Annotated in this window: 18 protein-coding genes; 7 read left to right on the plus strand and 11 right to left on the minus strand. The window is 60.8% G+C overall.

Annotated elements, in window-relative coordinates; genetic code table 11:
* Positions 1 to 2: 2 nt before the first annotated feature.
* On the minus strand, positions 3 to 797 hold the full coding sequence (gene cysE / locus NA619_RS14810) for a serine O-acetyltransferase (RefSeq protein WP_255962608.1): 795 nt from the start codon (positions 795 to 797) through the stop codon (positions 3 to 5).
* A gap of 166 nt (positions 798 to 963) precedes the next feature.
* Here cysE and NA619_RS14815 point away from each other — a divergent pair, with 166 nt between their 5' ends.
* Both NA619_RS14815 and NA619_RS14820 read left to right on the plus strand, forming a co-directional pair.
* The gene (locus NA619_RS14815; protein ID WP_255962609.1) at positions 964 to 2,112 is read left to right on the plus strand and encodes a pyridoxal phosphate-dependent aminotransferase; all 1,149 of its coding nucleotides are present in this window, start codon (positions 964 to 966) and stop codon (positions 2,110 to 2,112) included.
* On the plus strand, positions 2,100 to 2,894 hold the full coding sequence (locus NA619_RS14820; protein WP_255962610.1) for an amidohydrolase: 795 nt from the start codon (positions 2,100 to 2,102) through the stop codon (positions 2,892 to 2,894). The genes NA619_RS14815 and NA619_RS14820 overlap by 13 nt, the downstream gene beginning before the upstream one ends.
* On the opposite strand, the gene NA619_RS14825 is transcribed toward NA619_RS14820, so the two are convergent.
* The 6 genes from NA619_RS14825 to leuA form a co-directional block, all read right to left on the minus strand.
* On the minus strand, positions 2,891 to 3,283 hold the full coding sequence (locus NA619_RS14825) for a DUF2784 domain-containing protein (protein WP_255962611.1): 393 nt from the start codon (positions 3,281 to 3,283) through the stop codon (positions 2,891 to 2,893). The genes NA619_RS14820 and NA619_RS14825 overlap by 4 nt on opposite strands.
* The gene (locus NA619_RS14830) at positions 3,280 to 3,912 is read right to left on the minus strand and encodes a DUF2238 domain-containing protein (RefSeq protein ID WP_255962612.1); all 633 of its coding nucleotides are present in this window, start codon (positions 3,910 to 3,912) and stop codon (positions 3,280 to 3,282) included. Before NA619_RS14830 ends, NA619_RS14825 begins: the two co-directional genes overlap by 4 nt.
* 103 nt (positions 3,913 to 4,015) lie before the next feature.
* Entirely contained in the window at positions 4,016 to 4,747 is a 732-nt protein-coding gene (locus NA619_RS14835) for an endonuclease (RefSeq protein WP_255962613.1), read from the minus strand.
* Positions 4,748 to 4,852: 105 nt separating this feature from the next.
* Positions 4,853 to 5,707, minus strand: a complete 855-nt coding sequence (locus tag NA619_RS14840) for a carboxylate/amino acid/amine transporter (RefSeq protein ID WP_255962614.1) — start codon at positions 5,705 to 5,707, stop codon at positions 4,853 to 4,855.
* A gap of 114 nt (positions 5,708 to 5,821) precedes the next feature.
* The gene (locus NA619_RS14845) at positions 5,822 to 6,880 is read right to left on the minus strand and encodes an NAD(P)-dependent alcohol dehydrogenase (RefSeq protein WP_255962615.1); all 1,059 of its coding nucleotides are present in this window, start codon (positions 6,878 to 6,880) and stop codon (positions 5,822 to 5,824) included.
* A gap of 194 nt (positions 6,881 to 7,074) precedes the next feature.
* Positions 7,075 to 8,745 carry a 2-isopropylmalate synthase gene (gene leuA / locus NA619_RS14850; protein ID WP_255962616.1) on the minus strand — a complete coding sequence of 557 codons (1,671 nt, stop codon included), beginning with the start codon at positions 8,743 to 8,745 and terminating at the stop codon, positions 7,075 to 7,077.
* A gap of 316 nt (positions 8,746 to 9,061) precedes the next feature.
* Here leuA and NA619_RS14855 point away from each other — a divergent pair, with 316 nt between their 5' ends.
* A complete protein-coding gene (locus tag NA619_RS14855) occupies positions 9,062 to 9,412 on the plus strand; it encodes a DUF2946 domain-containing protein (RefSeq protein ID WP_255962618.1) in 351 nt (116 codons plus the stop codon).
* A gap of 51 nt (positions 9,413 to 9,463) precedes the next feature.
* Positions 9,464 to 11,569, plus strand: a complete 2,106-nt coding sequence (locus NA619_RS14860; protein WP_255962619.1) for a TonB-dependent copper receptor — start codon at positions 9,464 to 9,466, stop codon at positions 11,567 to 11,569.
* A 114-nt stretch (positions 11,570 to 11,683) separates the two neighbouring features.
* Here the strand turns inward: NA619_RS14860 and NA619_RS14865 are convergent, their stop codons facing one another.
* From NA619_RS14865 to xseA, 4 genes are read right to left on the minus strand one after another with little or no spacing between them, the layout of a single operon-like run.
* On the minus strand, positions 11,684 to 12,976 hold the full coding sequence (locus NA619_RS14865) for a mechanosensitive ion channel family protein (RefSeq protein ID WP_255962620.1): 1,293 nt from the start codon (positions 12,974 to 12,976) through the stop codon (positions 11,684 to 11,686).
* A 54-nt stretch (positions 12,977 to 13,030) separates the two neighbouring features.
* A complete protein-coding gene (locus NA619_RS14870; protein WP_255962621.1) occupies positions 13,031 to 13,573 on the minus strand; it encodes a hydrolase in 543 nt (180 codons plus the stop codon).
* Between the two features lie 19 nt (positions 13,574 to 13,592).
* Positions 13,593 to 14,411: a M23 family metallopeptidase gene (locus NA619_RS14875; protein WP_255962622.1), complete on the minus strand. Its 819-nt coding sequence runs from the start codon at positions 14,409 to 14,411 to the stop codon at positions 13,593 to 13,595.
* Positions 14,412 to 14,429: 18 nt separating this feature from the next.
* Entirely contained in the window at positions 14,430 to 15,809 is a 1,380-nt protein-coding gene (gene xseA, locus NA619_RS14880; protein WP_255962623.1) for an exodeoxyribonuclease VII large subunit, read from the minus strand.
* Positions 15,810 to 15,937: 128 nt separating this feature from the next.
* Between xseA and NA619_RS14885 the strand changes: the two genes are divergently transcribed.
* The 3 genes from NA619_RS14885 to guaA all read left to right on the plus strand — a co-directional run.
* Positions 15,938 to 16,489: a sugar ABC transporter ATPase gene (locus NA619_RS14885; protein WP_255962630.1), complete on the plus strand. Its 552-nt coding sequence runs from the start codon at positions 15,938 to 15,940 to the stop codon at positions 16,487 to 16,489.
* Positions 16,490 to 16,615: 126 nt separating this feature from the next.
* Positions 16,616 to 18,085: an IMP dehydrogenase gene (gene guaB / locus NA619_RS14890; protein WP_127839809.1), complete on the plus strand. Its 1,470-nt coding sequence runs from the start codon at positions 16,616 to 16,618 to the stop codon at positions 18,083 to 18,085.
* Between the two features lie 103 nt (positions 18,086 to 18,188).
* The coding region (gene guaA / locus NA619_RS14895; RefSeq protein ID WP_255962624.1) for a glutamine-hydrolyzing GMP synthase at positions 18,189 to 19,757 on the plus strand (1,569 nt) is incomplete at its 3' end.

Below are 19,757 nucleotides of genomic sequence, written 5' to 3' on the forward strand. Positions count from 1 at the left end.
ATTCAACCGTCCTCATCGCATGACTGGTCCATGACGAGGGCCGGTCTTGCATGCTTTGGCTTGCCCACTGGGCGAGCCGGGTTGCCCACTACTGTTGTATGCGGTTGGACAGCGTGCAGCACCACGCTGCCGGCACCGATTTTGGCCCCTTCGCCTATTTCGATATTGCCGAGGATCTTCGCGCCAGCGCCTATCATCACGCCGCTTCGTACCTTCGGATGACGGTCGCCGCTTTCCTTTCCCGTTCCGCCCAGTGTGACGCCCTGCAGGATCGATACATCGTCACCGACCACGGCAGTTTCACCGATCACGATTCCCGTACCGTGATCGAGCATGATGCCCCTGCCTATCCGACTTGCCGGGTTGATATCGATGCCCAGCCGCTCGTTGCAGCGTGCCTGAATGAACATCGCGGTCAGGCGTTCGCCCTGTTGCAGCAGGCGGTGACCAATACGGTAAGCCTGCAGGGCGAGGAAGCCTTTGGAGAACAGAAATACCTCCAGCGCGTTGTCGAAGGCCGGATCACGACTGACGATGGCGTTCAGGTCTTGGCCCGCATGATCAACCAGCTCTGGTGTGTGGCAAAACGTACTGGCGAAGCGATCGAATAGCGCGTTCTGCTGATCAGGCGTGTCGGCCAATGACTGGCTTATCCGAAAAGCCAGCGCACGACCCAAATTCGCGTGGTCCAACACCATAAGTTTGAACATCGCGCTCAACGCGGGCTCGTGATCGCGGGCGCTCTCGGCCTGTTCAAGCAGATCATTCCATAGTGATTCGGCGAGTTCGATAGGCATGGGTCAGCTCCCGGGGGTATGCAGGTAAGTCTCGGATCCGAGCGTACCTTCAACTGTAGCAGCCCGGTCCTGCGCGCCGCACACCCCTCGTATCGAGCTGCCCCGATCGGCTATTCTGTTTTTCCCCCTGCCGGAGTCCGAGCGGCAGGCCTGTTGGAAGGTGTTCATGCTCATCAGCAAATTGCCCAATGTCGGCACCACGATTTTTACCACCATGTCGCAGCTAGCTGGCGAAACCGGTGCGTTGAACCTGTCGCAAGGGTTTCCGGATTTCGACGGCCCGGATGCATTGCGTGAAGCGGTGAGCCGTCACGTCATGGCCGGACACAATCAATATGCGCCGATGACCGGCTTGCCTGTGCTGCGCGAGCAGGTGGCGATCAAGGTCGCCTCGCTCTATGGTCGCCAGGTCAGCGCCGACAGCGAAGTCACCATCACGCCGGGAGCGACCCAGGCTATTTTCTGTGCGATACACGCTGTCATCCGCCCGGGCGACGAGGTGATCGTGTTCGATCCGTGCTATGACAGCTACGAGCCCGCGGTGGAGCTCGCTGGGGGCGTATGTATTCATCAAGCGCTGAGCTTGCCGTCGTTCGACATCGACTGGCAAAGGCTGGCCGATGCGATTACGCCGCGCACTCGGATGATCGTGCTCAACACGCCGCACAATCCGAGTGGAGCGCTGATCGACATGGCGGATCTGGATCGCCTGGCTGATCTGATCCGCGACCGGGATATCTACCTGCTCAGCGACGAAGTCTATGAACACCTGGTGTTTGACGGGCGCGAGCACGCCAGTGTGCTGCGTCATGAGGAGCTGTATCAGCGGGCATTCGTTGTGAGTTCGTTCGGCAAGACCTATCACGTCACCGGCTGGAAGACCGGCTATGTCGTCGCTCCGGCCGCCCTCAGCAGCGAGCTGCGCAAAGTCCATCAATACGTCAGTTTCACGGGGGTCACACCTTTGCAATGGGCGCTGGCCGACTTCATGGCAGCGCACCCGGAGCATCTGAGCGAGCTGCCAGGCTTCTACCAGGCCAAGCGGGATCTGTTCTGCGACCTGCTTGCCGGATCGCGCTTCAGCTTTACCCGCGCCGCCGGCACCTATTTCCAGCTAGCCGATTACTCGGCGATCCGCCCCGATCTCGACGACGTTGCCATGTCCGAATGGCTGACCCGCGAGCACGGCGTGGCGACTATCCCGATCTCCGTTTTCTATCAAACACCTCCTGCAGAGTCGCGGCTGGTCCGCTTCTGCTTTGCCAAACGAGAGGAGACGCTGCGCCAGGCAGCGGAACGACTATGCGCGATTTGAACAACCTGCCCGACCTCGAACTGGCTCTGATCCAGACCACCCTCGTCTGGCAGGACGCGGAGGCCAATCGAGAGCGTTTCGTTGGCTTGCTGGATGAGGCCCGCGGTGCTGACCTCATCGTGCTGCCAGAAATGTTCACCACGGCGTTCTCCATGAACTCCGCCGAGCTCGCCGAACCCGAGGAAGGCCCGACCTACAGCTGGTTGCGGGAGCAGGCTGCGCGGGTGGATGCCGTCATTACCGGTAGCGTGATCGTCGAAGCTGCGGACGGCAGTCACCGCAATCGCCTGCTCTGGGCGCGGCCTGATGGTGAGATTTCGCACTATGACAAGCGCCACCTGTTCCGCATGGCTGGCGAGCACAAGCACTACACTGCCGGCGAACAGCAAGCGCTGTTCGAACTCAACGGCTGGCACGTGCGGCCGCTGATCTGCTACGACTTGCGCTTCCCGGTCTGGAGCCGGGACGCTCATGACACCGACCTGTTGCTGTATACGGCTAACTGGCCGGCGGCACGTCGCAATGCGTGGAATCGTCTGTTACCGGCACGCGCGATCGAGAACCTCTGCTATGTCGCGGCCGTTAACAGAGTCGGCGAAGACGGCAAGGGCTATCCTTATAGCGGAGACTCGCAGGTACTCGATTATCTGGGGGATCCGCTACTCGAAGCGGGGGATGCGGATGGCGTGTTCCGCACTACGCTGCGGGCCCGGGATCTGGCAGCGTTTCGCAGCAAATTCCCTGCTTATCACGATGGCGATGCATTCGAATTGAAGCTTTAGGGATGGTTATTACGTGGGGCGGCTGCATCCCGTCGCCAACGCCACAGCACCCAGCCATAGATCGCTAGATTGACCATCACCACCACTGCTGCAAGCAGGTATTGCACAGGCACGCTCAACCAGGATGGATAGATGAGTGGCAGCAGGTACTGCTCGACGAAGCTGCTTTCATAGCGGGCACCGCCGGCTAGCTTGCGCAGATGATTCTCCCAATGGGTGAGGGGGCAAAGGCGTCCGGTCAGCTCCACGAATACCCCCCAGGCTACCGCCGGCAGGTGGAGTACCAGCAGGTAGCGTTTCCAGGCAACCAGCAGACCGCCTAGCAGCACGAACACGATAAAGCTCAAATGCAGAATGAGCACCGCATCGGCCCCGAGCCTGTAGCTCATGGCAACGCCACTCCAGTCGAGCGAGTGAGGCGGGCGATCTGGCGGTCCTGAGCTCTCGATAGCCAACTGACGGATATCAGTGCGCCGAGCAGTGCCATGAACATGTCTGACTGGGTATCCCAGGGGTCGCCCTGAGTCCCGAGGAAGTCTTCTGCACCTTGCCCGGCGAGCAGCGCCACCCACCATTCAATGAGTTCGTAGAACGCGCTGAACGCAAGCGCAACGCAGAGCGAAAGAAGGCCCAGCATCTTGCCGGGCGCAACGATGCGCAAGCGCAGCAGAATCTCCCGAGCGAGCAGAGACGGGGTTACCCCCTGGATGAAATGACCCAGTTTGTCGTACGGGTTGCGGCTGAGTTCGAACCAATCCTGCACCCAGAAACCCGCCGGCACCCGGGCGTAGGTATAGGTGCCGCCCAGAATCAGAATCAGCGAATGAATGGCGATGACCCAATAGAGCAGCCGTGTCAGCGGGAAGCGTGGGTAACTCCATAGCAGCAGCGGAGCGGCAATCAGTACCGGCGCCACCTCCAGCAGCCAGGTAGCTCGATCGTAGGGCGCGACACCGGACCAGATCAGTGCCAGCAGCACCAGCATTGCCAGGGATGCGTAGAGCGTTTTGTCCTGCATTGCAGCTGCCAAGGTTGCCGTTTGTGCCGGCAGCATGCCGCGGACGCACGGCGCGGCGCAATCAGATTGAGAGGCGGACAGGTCTGATGGACGGCGGGGCTGATCAGCCCTGACGACCCGCCAGGGAACCGGAGCGGGATATCGACCGGGCGCAGCGCCGGAGGTCCACTGCGCCTACAAAACGGTTGGCGTTGCCCTGTGCGCAGGCCACGTTGCGATTGCGCCATTGCTCCCATTCGCTGACCGGGTACTGGCGATTCCAGATGTCATAGAGGCGACGGTCTTGCTTGGACAGGCGCAACTTATAGCGCTCGCTCATATACAGGTAGGTGCGCGCAATCGCCCCGCGGCTGTAAACCGGCGGCATGGCGGTGCGCTGTTTGAAGTTGACCACGAAGGGGCAGGCGCCGTACTGGCTGGGCTTTTCGCTCAGCATCCCGAAACCGTAGTTACTGCGGTCACCATTCACCTCGCCAACAACCGGCACGAGGTTATGCAGATCGGCCTCAGCCTTGCTGAAAACCGGGTCGCTCGAAGTGCAGCGTTTGCGCCCGCCTTGTTGCCAACATTGGCGCTGATGGCCGATCACCCAGGCCGGGACGATGTGTTCCCACTCCACGCGCGCAGCACGCTTGGGTTGCTTACGTGGGATGTAGCCGCAGCTGGCCAGGTCGATGTTCTTGCCTTTGAAGGCGCAGCCACAATAGAAGTCTATGGGGCGTTCCGCGTAGATATTCCAGGCCACTTTCTTCGCTTCGCGAAAGGTTCGCGGTGCGTCAGCGAGAGCGGTGGTGGTGAATAGCAGGACGAGCACAAACAAGCAGATACGGCGCATGGGTTTCTCGACGACTGACTGAGAAATGCATCCATGCGGAGGCGGCGAATCTTATCTATGTATCAATAAAAAATCATTTTAAAACAGCGGTTTGGAAGAGTTTTATCAAGCCGTTTGTCGGCCGATTCGGTTGATCCACAATGAGCCGAGGATGATCAGTCCGCCAAATGTCAGTAGCAGCAGGTTGGTCTGCGTACCCCAGAACACGAGATTGAGCACAAGCCCGACAGGCACTGCCATATTGTTCATCACGGCCAGGGTTCCGGCATCCACCAGCGTGGCGCCTTTGTTCCAGCAGAACTGCCCCAGAGCTGTTGCCAATACCCCCATCCAGATAAGCACAGCCCACTGGCTATTGGTCGTTGGCAGCTTGTCGACATTGCCGAACAGCAGCCAGGCTGGCAGCACGATGACCAGTGCGCCGAGGAAGAAGTAGCCGAAGCGTCGATACAGCGGGATATCCGAGGGATACCGGCGTGCCAGATGTTTGTAGCCGACCTGTCCGGCGGCAAAGGTGAAGTTGGCGAGCTGCATCAGCAGGAAGCCGCCGAGAAAGTCGTTGGAAACGCCGTCGTAGCGGATCAGCCCCGCACCGAACACGGCAACCGCTGCAGCCACAAGCGCCCACGGATTGAATCGTCGATTGAGTGCGTCGTCGATTAGCGTCACGTGCAGGGGCGTGAGCACGGTGAACAGCAGCACTTCGGCCACCGTTAGCACGTTGAAGCTCAGATAGAGGCACAGGTAAGTCACACCGAATTGCAGTGCGCCAACCAGGGTTACGCCCGCGATGAAGCCGGGCGCGACGCCCCGCCAGCGTGTCAACGGCAAAAACACAAGCCCGGCCAGCACCACTCGGGTCAGGACGGCGAAATAGCTGTCAACCTGACCGGCTAGGTAGGCGCCGATTAGGTTGAAGGAAAACGCCCAGAGCAGGGTTACGAAGATCAGATAGCGCATGCCAGGCTTCTCAGCAGAACGGCCGGCGACATTAGCCGCTCAACCGCGATGAGGGAACAGGCACAGCTCCGTTTGCTGACTTGCGCGCCCTGAGCGGCGCGCAAGTCAGAGTACTCAGGCTGACTTCAGAGAAGCCATGTCGATGACGAAACGATACTTCACGTCGCTCTTGAGCATGCGCTCGTAGGCCTCGTTGATGTTCTGGATGTCGATCATCTCGATGTCCGAAACAATGTTGTGCTCGGCGCAGAAATCGAGCATTTCCTGGGTTTCTGCAATCCCGCCGATCAGCGAACCAGCCAGGCGGCGACGCTTGAAGATGAGTCCGAAAACGTTGGGGGATGGATGCGGGGACGCCGGCGCGCCGACCAGTGTCATGGTCGCATCACGCTTGAGCAACGACAGGAATGCATCCAGATCGTGGGGTGCAGCGACGGTATTGAGGATGAAGTCGAAGCTGTTCAGGTGCGCAGCCATCTCGTCCTTGTTCTTGGATATCACCACTTCGCTGGCACCAAGACGCAGGGCATCCTCTTTCTTGTCCGGTGAGGTGGTGAAGAGCACCACGTGCGCGCCCATTGCATTGGCGATCTTGACCGCCATGTGGCCCAAGCCGCCGAGACCGACTACGCCGACTTTCTGGCCGGGTCCGACTTTCCACTGGCGCAGAGGTGAATAGGTCGTAATGCCTGCGCACAATAGCGGCGAGACGGCTGCGAGGTTTTCCTCGCTGTGGGAAATGCGCAGCACGAATCGCTTGTCCACCACGATATGGTCGGAATAGCCGCCGAGCGTGTTTTCGCCCCCGCCGAATGCGTGCCCGTTGTAGGTGCCGACAAAGCCGTTTTCGCAATACTGCTCCAGGCCCTCGCCGCAGGACGAGCAGCTTTGGCAGCTGTCGACCATGCAACCGACTCCTGCCAGATCACCCACCTTGAAGCTTTCGACCGAATCACCGACGGCCGTTACACGCCCGACGATCTCGTGGCCCGGTACGGAGGGGTAAAGCGTGTTGTTCCATTCATTGCGAGCGGTATGCAGATCCGAATGGCAAACGCCGCAGTAGAGGATGTCGATCTGTACGTCATTCGGGCCAACAGCGCGGCGGGTGAAGTTGAAAGGTGCGAGCGGTGTGCTTGCGTCTGTGGCGGCATAACCGATGGCTTGGCTCATGCGTCTCCCCTGTAGTCGGAGTTGGTTTGAAGACCTTCAAGCCTAAGGTGCGCGCATGCCAATGTGTTTGCACAATCCTGTCGATGACTGGTGCGTTTCTGCGAAAAGGGGGAGAGGAGCGCGGAGCTCGTTGGCTGCCAACAGCAGTGTGCGTTAGGGAAGGGCGGCGAGCCCGTTCGGGCTCGCCGGTTGGATCAGGCCGCTTCGGCCTTGGCCTCGCGCAGGGCTCTGTTCAGCGCGCTGAAGAGGGCACGGATGCTTGCAGTGGTGATGTTTTCGTCGATGCCAATGCCGTGCAGCGCCCGCTCGCCATCGAGGCGCACCTCGATATAGGCCGCCGCGCGGGCATTGCTGCCGGCGCCGATGGAGTGCTCGTGGTAGTCCATTATTTCCAGCTTGACCGGTAATCCGGCGACCAGCGCTTCCAGCGGACCTTTACCGATGCCGCGCCAGTGCATGATCTCACCCGCATTGGAGACCTCCACTTCAACCGCACTGGTGCCGTTCTCTTCCTGCAGCCTATGGCTCTTCAGCGTGTAAGGCGCCGTCGCCTGCAGGTACTCACCTTCAAGCAAGGCATAGATCTGCTTGGCGCTCATCTCCAGCCCCAGACGATCGGTTTCCTTCTGGACCACCTGGCTGAACTCGATCTGCATGCGGCGTGGCAGGCTGATGCCGTATTCCTGCTCCAGCAGGTAGGTGATGCCACCTTTGCCTGACTGACTGTTCACGCGAATCACCGCTTCGTAGCTGCGGCCGATATCGGCCGGGTCGATTGGCAGGTAGGGGACTTCCCACACGCCGTTCGGGTCCTGCTGGCTGAAGCCTTTGCGAATGGCGTCCTGATGGGAGCCGGAGAAGGCCGTATGCACCAGGTCACCCACATAAGGATGGCGTGGGTGCACCGGCAACTGATTGCATTCTTCCACCACCTTGCGCACCGCATCGATGTCGGAAAAGTCCAGCTGCGGATCGACGCCCTGGCTGTACATGTTCAGCGCAACGGTTACCAGATCGACATTGCCGGTACGCTCGCCGTTGCCGAACAGGCAACCCTCGACGCGATCGGCACCTGCCATCAGCCCCAGCTCAGTGGCGGCTACGCCCGTGCCGCGGTCGTTATGGGTGTGCAGACTAATCAATACGCTGTCGCGCTTGTTGACCTTGCGGCCGAAATACTCGATCTGGTCGGCGTAGATATTCGGCGTCGCCGCTTCGACGGTTGCAGGCAGGTTGAGGATCAGCTTTTTCGCCGGTGTTGGTTGGAATACCTCGATGACTGCGTTGCATACCTCGACGGCGAAATCGGTCTCGGTAGAGCTGAATACTTCCGGCGAATACTCAAAGCGCCAATCCGTTTCCGGCGCCGCGTCAGCCAGTCGTTTGACCACCCGCGCGGCGCTAACGGCGATGTTCACCACCCCGGCCTTGTCCTGATTGAAGACGATGCGGCGGAAGCTCGGCGCTGTGGCGTTGTAGTAATGGACGATCGCCTGCTTGGCGCCCTTGAGTGACTCGAAGGTGCGGGTGATCAGATCTTCACGCGCCTGGGTCAGTACCTGGATGGTGACGTCGTCTGGGATGTGACCACCTTCAATCAGCTCTCGTACGAAGTCGAAGTCGGTCTGGGAAGCAGACGGAAAGCCCACTTCGATCTCTTTCAAGCCGACCTGAACCAGCGTCTTGAAGAAGCGCATCTTCTTGGCCGCGTCCATCGGCTCGATCAGCGACTGGTTGCCATCGCGCAAATCGGAGCTCAGCCAGATTGGCGCCTGGGTGATGGTCTTCGATGGCCAGGTGCGGTCCGCGATGTCGATGGCTGGAGAGGCGCGATATTTCGTCGATGGATTCTTGAGCATGGTCATGGTGTTTCCCCGGCATTCCTTGAGCGAGCAACGTGACTGCCAGAATTGGGCAGTTGTCTATGGTGCAAAGTTATGACTTGTTGGCGGCAAGTTGCAACAGTTGCCAAAAAAATGGTGATTTGTATCAATAAGTATTAGATCTGAGGTTTTTCTGCTGCCTTTCACGGAAAAATGACATTTCGTTGCTTCTGCACATCGCGTCCTCTTGTCGCAGCGGTGTGTGCCGGACAGCCATGCGATCATCAAATTAATCCCCGCTGAGTTGCATCAAGCTCCAATGAAGGACGCGCCGGTGACACGCAAACGGCTATCGACAATGAGTTACTGGCTTGGCCTGTTCGCCATGCTGATGATTCATGTCGGCCCGTTGTATTCGGCAGTCCAGGCTGCCCAGCCAAGCCCGCACCATCAGCACGCGGGACCAGAGTCTTCAGCCTATGGGCATCACGGCGCGGCGGCAGCGGCTGATCCTGCCTGGTTGTCAGCGTTGGAGCTCTGCGGCTACTGCGAGCTGCTGACGGCCAATCCGCCGCTCAGCCTTGCCGTGCAGCTGATTCTGCCGCGCCATCAGCCGGTCTTCTTCCAGACGCTTCCCGAACAGCTGCTGCCAGTGGCGCCCCGCCGCAGCAGCGGAAATCCCCGCGCCCCGCCTTCATCCCACTGCTGACGTCTATCAGCCGCCTCGTTGCGGTCTTTCAAAGCAGAAGTGGAATTCTCTATGTCCAGAAATAGTCATGGCTGTCTGGCGCGCGAGCGCCTGTCCAAAGGGTTTTCGATCCAACCGATTCGTCTGCGTTGGCACCTCGCACACGCGGCGCTCCTGGGGATGATCACCAGCGGTGCGCTGGCCGCCGAGGAGCATGCTCATCACTCGGATCATGCCGGCGCGGTCGAGCTGGCACCCATGGTCATCACAGGGGTTGCTCAGCAGTCGCCGCTGACCGTAGTTACCGATCCGAAGATTCCCCGGCAGCCAGTGCCTGCAAGTGATGCCGGCGATTACCTGCAGACCATTCCGGGCTTCTCCGCGGTGCGCGGCGGTGGCTCCAACAGCGATCCAGTGTTCCGCGGCATGTTTGGCTCGCGCCTGAAACTCTTGTCCAACGGAGGCGAGATGCTCGGCGCCTGCCCAAGCCGCATGGATTCACCAAGCTCCTACATCACCCCGGAGAACTACGACCGCCTCACCGTCATCAAGGGGCCGCAGACCGTGCTCTGGGGCCCCGGGAACTCTGCGGCGACGATTCTATTCGAGCGTGACCCCGAGGACTTTGCCGAGTTGGGCGGGCGGATCAATGCCAGCTCGCTCGTCGGCTCAGAGGGGCGATTCGACCGCAATATCGACGCTGCCGCTGGGTCTGATCAGGGCTTCGTCCGGCTGCTGGCCAATCGGTCGGATTCGGATGATTACAAGGATGGCAACGGTGATCGGGTGCACTCGCGCTGGGACAAGTGGAGTACCGATCTGGTCCTCGGCTGGACATCCGACGACGATACGCTGCTGGAACTGACGGTCGGCCGCGGGGATGGCGAAGCCCGCTATGCCGGGCGTGGGATGGACGGCAGCCAGTTCGAACGCGAAAGCCTTGCCCTGCGCTTCGAGCGAGACAATCTGGGGGATGTGCTCCGCAAGATCGACGCGCGGATCTATTACAACTACGCCGACCATGTGATGGACAACTACAGCCTTCGCACACCCTCAGGTATGGGCATGATGGGCCGGCCGATGGCGAGCAATGTCGACCGGCGTACGCTGGGTGGTCGCTTCGCTGCAACCTGGCAATGGGAGGCCTATGAGCTGGTGACCGGTGTCGATGCGCAGCGCAACGAGCATCGCAAGCGAAACTCCCAGTTCGACATGATGACCGGCACCTTGATCGAACATGATCGCTTCGCCTGGACCAGGGATGCCGATTTCCATAGCTATGGCCTGTTTGGTGAGCTCACGCGTGATCTGCCCGACGAGCGCCGCCTGATCGGCGGAGCACGCCTTGATCATGTGCAGACCGGAGATTCACGCCTGACAGGCCCCTCGTCCGGCGACAGCCGCAGCGATAACCTGCCCAGTGGTTTCATGCGCTACGAGCAGGACCTGCAGATATTTCCAGCGACGGTCTATGTGGGGCTGGGGCATACCCAGCGCTTTCCTGATTACTGGGAGCTGTTCTCCGGCGGAGCCGATGCGTTCGACCAACTGCGGCCCGAGAAGACCACTCAGCTCGATTTGGGCCTGCAATACAGCAGGGGACCGTTGGAAGCCTGGGCATCGGCCTATGTCGGCCAGGTGCGTGACTACATTCTGTTCAGTTACGAGACGGGCATGATGGGCATGTCCACTTCTGCGGCCAAGAACGTCGACGCTCGCATCATGGGTGGCGAAGTAGGCGGCAGTTATCGCCTTTCGCCAAACTGGAAAAGCGAAGCCAGTCTGGCTTACGCCTTGGGCAAGAACAGCTCGGATGGCGAGGCATTGCCGCAGATGCCGCCGCTGGAAGCGCGCCTTGGGTTGATTTACGAGCGAGGCGACTGGAGTGCGGCAGGTCTATGGCGAGTCGTTGCGGCTCAGACCCGTGTCGCCGAAGGCAAAGGTAACGTGACCAGCAAGGATTTCGATGAAAGCTCGGGCTTTGGCGTCTTTTCCCTCAACGGGGCTTACCGGTTGAATCAGCACTTCAAGCTCAGCACGGGTGTCGACAATCTGCTCGACAAAGCCTACAGCGAGCACCTCAATCAGGCGGGCAACGCTGGCGTCGGGCTGTCTGCCGACTCGCGCATCAACGAACCCGGCCGCACCTACTGGGCGCGTGTCGATATGAGCTTCTGAGCGAGGGATGGCGGTAACGAAGCGAGGTCTCCTTGCTTCGGATGCAGCCGGGCAGGTCGAGGCCAGGGTGAAGCGCCGCTTTTGGCGCCTCACTCAACGTTTCGATGCGGGCTTTCAGTCGGCCCTTTCCTCGACCGGGCGCCTGCTCGGACTCTGCAATGCGGGTGCGCCGCGCTCTGTCATTGACTCGCGCCAGTCGCGCATATCTCCACCGCTCGGGTGCTGGAATACCCGCAAACCGAACTCCGGCAGGATGGCCAGCAGGTGGTCGAAGATATCCGACTGGATCGCCTCGTACTGCGTCCAGGCCACGGTATTGGTGAAGCAGTAGATTTCCAGAGGCAAACCGTCGGCGGTGGGGCTGAGCTGGCGCACCATCAGGGTCATGGATTGATGAATCCCACCGTGGCTTCGCAGGTAGCGCTCCACGTACGCGCGAAAGCTGCCGATGTTGGTGATGCGTCGGGTGTTGACCGGCTCTTTGCCGCGCTCTTCCAGCTTGGCGTTCCACTCTTCGATTTCGCGGGTTTTTTCAGTGAGGTAGTCGTCGAGCAGATTGAACCGATGCAGGCGCGTGCATTCTTCACGGCTTAGGAAGTGCACGCTCTGCTGATCAAGAAACAGGCTGCGTTTGATCCGCCTTCCACCGCTTTCCTGCATGCCGCGCCAGTTCTTGAACGAGTCGCTGATGAAGCGCTTGGTCGGGATGTTGCTGATGGTCTTGTCCCAGTTCTGCACCTTTACGGTATGCAGGGCAATATCAATGACGTCGCCGTCGACGTTGAGCTGCGGCATTTCCACCCAGTCGCCGACACGGATCAGGTCATTGGAGGTGATCTGTACGCTGGCCACCAGTGACAGGATGGTGTCCTGAAAAATCAAGAGCAGGACCGCGGCCATGGCACCGAGGCCGGACAGCAGGATCAGTGGTGAGCGATCGATCAGAGTGGCAATGATGAGAATGGTCGCGACCGCATAGATCACGATCTTGATGACTTGCAGATAGCCCTTGATCGGGTGCACATGCGCGTCCGATCGGCGCCGGTACATCATATTGATGATGTCCAGCAGCGCGCCCAGCGCGAGCGCGATTGTGAGTACGATGAAACCACCACAGACGTTGCGCACCACCGTGACGGCTGCCTCCGGCAAGCCCGGTACAGCGTTTACGCCGACGGAAAGCACCAGCGCCGGTACGATGTTGGACAGGCGACGGATGATGCCGAAATCCTGCAACTCGGTATCACGTGAGCTGCGCAGCACCTTGTAGAGGCCGCGGACGAGAATCCGTTTGACCACCCAGTTGGCGAGCCAGGCGGCGAATATCAGCGCGGCGCTGGACACGAGTGTCTGCAGCTCCGCATGCTCGCTCAGCCATGCCAGCCAGGTGTTCACTTCTTCTTGCATGCGTCCTCACTGTCATTTGGCGTCCGGCAAGCGGAGACCTTGAAGCTGCTCATATCAGCGAATGAATTCGCGGCTGATGGAACGGAACAGCTCGGTACCCGCCTGCTCCATCCACTCGAACGCGACCATTTCCCGTGAAACGATACTGGCGCCGGCCTGTTGCATGCGCGCGAGGCCGAGCGCTTTGTCACTGGCGCGGCGCGAGCCGACGGCTTCCTCGACAACGAAGACCTGATTGCCACGGGCAACCAGGTCGAGGACGGTCTGCAACACGCAGATGTGGGTTTCGATACCGCTGACCACGAACTGCTTGCGCTCGCCGCCCGCACGTTTGAACAGCTCGCCGTCCCGCGCCGCGGAGAAATGCAGTTTCTCGATGATCGCCTCTTCGGCAACGCCCTCGCGCAGCGACGAGATGGTTGGGCCTAGGCCTTTGCTGTATTGCTCGGTGACCAGCACCGGTACGCCAACGCGTTGGGCGACCTGCATCAGCCAGGCGCTGTGTTCGGCCAGGTCGCTATGGCCTTCGATAGCGGGAAACAGTCGTTCCTGGATGTCGATGATGAGGAGCGTGGAGTCCTGCACATTGATGAGCATATGGGGTCCTTGAAGCAGATCAGGGTTTGAACGCACCGATGAATATCGACGGATCGATGCGTGCATCGTTCAGGCTGACGTTCCAGTGTAGATGCGGACCGGTCGCTCGGCCGGTCGATCCGACCTTGCCCAGCACCGCACCGCGTGACAGCTCGTCGCCAACCTTTACGTCTATCTGAGACAGGTGACAGAACATGCTGATCAGTCCCTGGCCGTGGTCGACGAACACCGTACTGCCATTGAAGAAGTAATTACCGGTCAGGATGACTTTGCCCGCCGCTGGCGCCTTGATCGGCGTACCAGTCTTCGCGGCGAAATCCAGGCCTGAATGCGGATTGCGTTCTTCCCCGTTGAAGAAGCGGCGCAGCCCGAACGGTGACGACAGCGGGCCGTTGACTGGCCTGTCGAACAGCAGATTGCTGGGCTGGCGCTGGCTGAACTGGCGGTAGGCACGGGTCTGTTCGTCGAGCTCGCGCTCGATGCGCTTGAGGTCATCCGGATTCGGATTGACCTGGCGCTGATTCTTCAGCGTGATGCGCTGCTCGCGGTATGTGCGGGGCTCAACGCGGAAGCCATGTGCCTTGCCATCAACGTCCAGCGATTGCTGGCCCGCTTTGACCGTTAGCGGAATGCCAACAATGGCAATCCAGCGCTGGTCATCCTCGCGCACTACCAGCACGGGTTTACCGTCATAGCGCGCTTTAGGCGCGCTGGGGTCGTTGCCGATATCGATGACCGCAACGCCGCCTGGTACGGGCTTGTTCAACAGTCGGGTCAGAAAGCCCTCGGCGTGAGCGGGTAGGGTCAGGCAAAGCAGTAGAGCGAGGGCAAAGCGCATGGAAATCCTATTGATGGGTTAGTCCAGTAGCGACAAGGTCACGGGCGTCTGGTGGTTGTCTTCGACCCGCACATCCAGCTCACCGTCACCCAGCCGCGCTTTCAGTCGTTGGCCCGGCTGAGTCTGATCAGCGCGCCGAATGGCCTGGCCACGCTCATCGAGCAGGATGCTGTAGCCGCGTGACAGCGTGGCGAGGGGGCTTACTACGTTCAGCGTCTGTGCCAGCCCCTGCAATTGCTGGCGCTGGTCTTTCAGAGTGTCCTGCATGGCGCGGGGCAACCGACTGGACAAGTGATCGAGACGCTGGCGCAGCAGGCTCAGGGTTCGCCCAGGATGCTGGCCGGCAAGCCGGGTGTCGAGGCGGGCCAGGCGCTCATGTCCCGCACTGAGACGGCGGTCGATGCCGCGCAGCAGGCGTTGTTCAAGGTCGTCGATACGCTGGGTCTGCTGTTGCAGCCGCTCTCCGGGATGGCGCAGGCGTCGCGTCAGGCTCTCCAGGCGGGAGGCATCACGATGCAGCCGGTCGCGAATCCGCAACAGCAACCGCTGGCGCAGCCCCTCCAGCCGCTGGCGTACGTCAGCACTGCTGGGTGCCAGAAGTTCGGCTGCCGCCGACGGTGTTGGCGCACGGACGTCGGCGACGAAGTCGGCAATCGATACGTCAGTCTCGTGGCCGACAGCGCTAACGATCGGCGTCTCGCAAGCTGCCACGGCACGCGCGACCACTTCCTCATTGAAGCACCAGAGGTCTTCCAGTGAGCCGCCGCCGCGGGCCAGGATCAGCGCATCGAAGCCGCCGCGGTCGGCCAGCTCCAGCGCGCGGACGATCTGCGCCGTCGCTTCGCGACCCTGGACGGGCGTCGGTACGAGCGTCAGGGCGACATGCGGGGCGCGTCGCCGAAACACAGAAATGATGTCGCGTATGACCGCGCCCGTCGGCGAGCTGACAATGCCGATACGCCGGGGGTGAAGGGGCAGGGCGCGTTTGCCGGCGGCATCGAAAAGACCTTCGGCATCGAGCTTTTCTTTCAATGCTTCGAAAGCCAGGCGCAGCGAGCCGTCGCCGGCCGGCTCGACATTATCGAGAATCAGCTGATAGTCGCCGCGACCCTCGAACAACGACACCCGCCCGCGCACCTTCACCGCCAGGCCATCGCGCAGCGCCTGGCGCACGCGCAAGGCGTTCTGCCGGAACAGCGCGCAACGGACCTGCGCATTCTTATCCTTGAGGGTGAAGTAGATGTGGCCGGAGGCGGGCTTGGCCAGATTGGATATTTCGCCTTCGACCCAGACCTGGGCGAACACGTCTTCGAGCAGCAGCCGCGCGCGACCGTTGAGCTGGCTGACGGTCAGCACTTCGCGGTCGAGGTTCAGGCGTTGGAAGGGATCATTGAGCATGGCCGCGATGATAAGCCGCGCGCGGTCATGCTGGAACCGAAACTGTGACGCATCCGTCAGTCACCCTTGACCGGATCGGGCTTAGCGCTAAGCTGCGCGGCTCATCCCTTGCCTCCGTTTCAATCACCATGAGCCACAGCCAAGCCATCGTCGTGCCGCGCGTTTCCACGTTTCCAGGCCACGAAGCCAAGGCGCGGATGATCCTGCGTTGGCTTTCCGAGCGGCGCATCGTCGAGGCGCTGCCTACAACCTGTGGCCGTGGTATCGGCGGCATGGCCTACGCGATCGCGCCGGGCGCGCGCAACGTCGTTCAGCAGCCGGAACTGTTACCTTTCGGCGAGGCGATCAATGGTCTTGAAGTGATCACCAAGCGTTGCATATATACGCCGACACGGGATTTTGCCGAGGAGGCGGGCTGCCCGGAGTGTCGCCGCGAGATTGGCGAAGCGCTGTTCGAGAGCCTTGATGACTGGATGCCGCGGCAGACCGATAACTTCACGTGCCCCGAATGCGGGTTCGAAGATGACATCAACGGGTTCATGTTCATTCCGGCCTGCGGGTTCTCCAATCTCGGTTTCATTTTCAATGGCTGGGGCGAGGCCGGCTTTCGCGAGTCATTTCTGAGCGAGTTCGCCGCACGCCTGGGTTTCAAGGTGGCGCTGGTGATAGATCACGCGTGACTGGCTGGTCATTTTGCTGGCGTCCAGCGGTTTCGAGCGCGTGACCTGCCACACAACCGCATTGAGCCAGCGGGGCTGCGTGGGTATAATGCCGCGCTTCCTTTTTCCCGCCTGGGAGCCCCCGCCATGCTGCGTATCAGCCAAGAAGCCCTGACTTTCGATGATGTTCTCCTGATCCCGGGTTATTCCGAGGTCTTGCCGAAGGATGTCAGCCTCAAGACCCGCCTGACCCGCGAAATCGAGCTGAACATTCCCCTCGTTTCGGCTGCAATGGACACCGTCACCGAAGCTCGCCTGGCCATCGCCATGGCGCAGGAAGGCGGCATCGGCATCATCCACAAGAACATGAATGTCGAGCAGCAGGCCGCCGAAGTGCGCAAGGTCAAGCGCCACGAAACGGCCATCGTTCACGATCCGGCGACCGTGACGCCTGAAACCAAGATCAGCGAACTGCTGCGCAAGGCGCGCGAGCTTGGTTTCTCTGGCTTCCCTGTGGTCTCGGGCAAAGAACTGGTGGGGATCGTCACCGGGCGCGACCTGCGCTTCACCCCGAACGTCGGTGATTCGGTTGCCGCGATCATGACGCCCAAGGAAAAGCTGATCACCGTTCAGGAAGGTACGGGGCTCGAGGAAATCAAAGCCAAGCTGCATGAGCATCGCATCGAGAAGATGCTGGTGGTCGACAGCAACTTCCACCTGCGTGGCCTGGTCACCTTCCGTGACATCGAAAAAGCCAAGACCTACCCGCTGGCCTCTAAGGACGGTGAGGGCCGCCTCCGTGTCGGCGCCGCCGTCGGCACAGGTGCCGATACCGCCGAGCGTGTCGAAGCCCTGGCAGCTGCCGGCGTCGACGTGATCGTCGTAGACACCGCACACGGCCATTCCCGCGGCGTGCTCGATCGCGTCCGTTGGGTGAAGGATAACTTCCCGCAGGTGCAAGTCATCGGCGGCAACATCGCCACCGCCGAAGCGGCACTGGACTTGGTCAAGGCCGGCGCCGACGCAGTCAAGGTCGGGATTGGCCCGGGCTCGATCTGCACCACCCGTATCGTCGCCGGCGTCGGTGTGCCGCAGATTTCCGCCATCGCCAATGTGTCTGCTGCGCTCGAAGGCACTGGCGTACCGATGATCGCCGATGGCGGAATCCGTTTCTCTGGTGACCTTTCCAAGGCCATCGTCGCTGGCGCCAATGCCGTGATGATGGGTTCGATGTTTGCCGGCACCGAAGAGGCTCCTGGCGAGATCGAGCTGTTTCAGGGCCGCTCGTACAAGGCTTACCGCGGCATGGGCTCGCTGGGTGCTATGTCCCAGGCGCAGGGTTCGTCGGATCGTTACTTCCAGGATTCCTCGGCGGGTGCCGAGAAACTGGTGCCGGAAGGTATCGAAGGGCGCGTGCCATACAAGGGTTCGCTCGCGGCAATCATCCATCAGCTGATGGGCGGCTTGCGCGCCTCTATGGGCTATACCGGCAGCGCGACAATCGATCACATGCGCACCCATCCGCAGTTCGTGCGCATCACCGGCGCCGGCATGGCTGAATCCCATGTGCATGACGTGCAGATCACCAAGGAAGCGCCCAACTACCGCGTTGGTTGATATTTCTGTCGCTGGAGGCTGATCGCCGACCGGTTGGACGAGGGCAGCGCCCCGCTCAGCCAGCCGGTGTTCAGCCTTCAGCTGTTTTTCCCAGGGGAAAAAAATGGCCCATCAAGACATTCACGCTCACCGCATCCTGATCCTGGATTTCGGCTCGCAGTACACCCAGCTGATCGCCCGTCGCGTTCGGGAACTTGGTGTCTACTGCGAACTGCATCCGTTCGACATGAGCGATGAGGACATCCGCGAATTCAATCCGCGGGGCATCATCCTCGCTGGCGGACCTGAGTCAGTGCATGCCGAAGGCAGCCCGCGCGCGCCGCAAGCAGTGTTCGATCTGGGCGTGCCGCTGTTCGGCATCTGCTACGGCATGCAGACCATGTCCGAGCAGCTCGGTGGCAAGGTGCAGGGTTCGGATGAGCGCGAGTTCGGTTACGCGCGTGTCGATCTGGTCGGCAAGTCCAGGCTCTTCGACGGCATCGAAGACCACATGGACGACGACGGCGTGTTCGGCCTCGACGTCTGGATGAGCCACGGTGACAAGGTCACCGCAATGCCGGAAGGCTTCCACATCCTGGCCAGCACACCGAGCTGCCCAATTGCTGCCATGGGGGATGATGACCGTCGCTACTATGGCGTGCAGTTCCACCCGGAAGTGACCCATACCCGCCAGGGCGGGCGCATTCTGTCGCGTTTCCTGCTGGAAATCTGCGGCTGCGAAGCGCTTTGGACGCCGTCCAACATCGTCGACGATCTCGTCGAGCAGGTTCGCGCTCAGGTCGGCTCGGCTAATGTTCTGCTGGGCTTGTCTGGGGGTGTCGATTCGTCAGTGGTCGCGGCGCTGTTGCACAAGGCCATCGGCGATCAGCTGACGTGTGTGTTCGTCGATAACGGCCTGCTGCGCCTGCACGAAGGCGATCAGGTGATGGCGATGTTTGCCGAGAACATGGGCGTCAAGGTGATCCGCGCCGATGCCGAAGCGCAGTTTCTGGATAACCTCGCCGGCGAAGCCGACCCGGAAAAGAAGCGCAAGATCATAGGTCGCACCTTCATCGACGTGTTCGATGCCCAGGCCAGCAAGCTGGACAACATCCAGTACCTCGCTCAGGGCACCATCTACCCGGACGTCATTGAGTCCGCCGGTGCCAAGAGCGGCAAGGCCCATGTGATCAAGTCGCACCACAACGTTGGTGGTCTGCCGGAGGAGATGAACCTCAAGCTGGTCGAGCCGCTGCGCGAGCTGTTCAAGGATGAAGTCCGCAAGATCGGTCTCGAGCTCGGCCTGCCGTACGATATGGTCTATCGCCATCCATTCCCGGGTCCGGGTCTGGGCGTGCGCATCCTTGGGGAAGTGAAGAAGGAGTACGCCGACCTGCTGCGTCGTGCCGACCATATCTTCATCCAGGAGCTGCGCAACTTCGACTGGTACCACAAGACCAGCCAGGCCTTCGTAGTGTTCCAGCCGGTCAAGTCGGTGGGTGTCGTGGGCGATGGCCGGCGCTACGCCTGGGTCGTCGCGCTGCGTGCGGTCGAGACCATCGACTTCATGACGGCCCGCTGGGCACATCTGCCGTATGAGCTCCTAGAGAAAGTCTCCAACCGCATCATCAACGAAATCGAAGGTATCTCCCGCGTCACCTACGATGTCTCGAGCAAGCCGCCAGCGACCATC

Origin of the sequence: Stutzerimonas stutzeri (assembly GCF_024448895.1) — a bacterium.
In the GTDB taxonomy this organism is placed as follows: Bacteria; Pseudomonadota; Gammaproteobacteria; order Pseudomonadales; family Pseudomonadaceae; genus Stutzerimonas; species Stutzerimonas stutzeri_Q.

Coding starts and splice junctions, on each gene's coding strand:
- cysE (WP_255962608.1), bottom strand. CDS start 797: ATGCCTATCGAACTCGCCGAATCACTATGGAATGATCTGCTTGAACAG.
- NA619_RS14815 (WP_255962609.1), top strand. CDS start 964: ATGCTCATCAGCAAATTGCCCAATGTCGGCACCACGATTTTTACCACC.
- NA619_RS14820 (WP_255962610.1), top strand. CDS start 2,100: ATGCGCGATTTGAACAACCTGCCCGACCTCGAACTGGCTCTGATCCAG.
- NA619_RS14825 (WP_255962611.1), bottom strand. CDS start 3,283: ATGAGCTACAGGCTCGGGGCCGATGCGGTGCTCATTCTGCATTTGAGC.
- NA619_RS14830 (WP_255962612.1), bottom strand. CDS start 3,912: ATGCAGGACAAAACGCTCTACGCATCCCTGGCAATGCTGGTGCTGCTG.
- NA619_RS14835 (WP_255962613.1), bottom strand. CDS start 4,747: ATGCGCCGTATCTGCTTGTTTGTGCTCGTCCTGCTATTCACCACCACC.
- NA619_RS14840 (WP_255962614.1), bottom strand. CDS start 5,707: ATGCGCTATCTGATCTTCGTAACCCTGCTCTGGGCGTTTTCCTTCAAC.
- NA619_RS14845 (WP_255962615.1), bottom strand. CDS start 6,880: ATGAGCCAAGCCATCGGTTATGCCGCCACAGACGCAAGCACACCGCTC.
- leuA (WP_255962616.1), bottom strand. CDS start 8,745: ATGACCATGCTCAAGAATCCATCGACGAAATATCGCGCCTCTCCAGCC.
- NA619_RS14855 (WP_255962618.1), top strand. CDS start 9,062: ATGAGTTACTGGCTTGGCCTGTTCGCCATGCTGATGATTCATGTCGGC.
- NA619_RS14860 (WP_255962619.1), top strand. CDS start 9,464: ATGTCCAGAAATAGTCATGGCTGTCTGGCGCGCGAGCGCCTGTCCAAA.
- NA619_RS14865 (WP_255962620.1), bottom strand. CDS start 12,976: ATGCAAGAAGAAGTGAACACCTGGCTGGCATGGCTGAGCGAGCATGCG.
- NA619_RS14870 (WP_255962621.1), bottom strand. CDS start 13,573: ATGCTCATCAATGTGCAGGACTCCACGCTCCTCATCATCGACATCCAG.
- NA619_RS14875 (WP_255962622.1), bottom strand. CDS start 14,411: ATGCGCTTTGCCCTCGCTCTACTGCTTTGCCTGACCCTACCCGCTCAC.
- xseA (WP_255962623.1), bottom strand. CDS start 15,809: ATGCTCAATGATCCCTTCCAACGCCTGAACCTCGACCGCGAAGTGCTG.
- NA619_RS14885 (WP_255962630.1), top strand. CDS start 15,938: ATGAGCCACAGCCAAGCCATCGTCGTGCCGCGCGTTTCCACGTTTCCA.
- guaB (WP_127839809.1), top strand. CDS start 16,616: ATGCTGCGTATCAGCCAAGAAGCCCTGACTTTCGATGATGTTCTCCTG.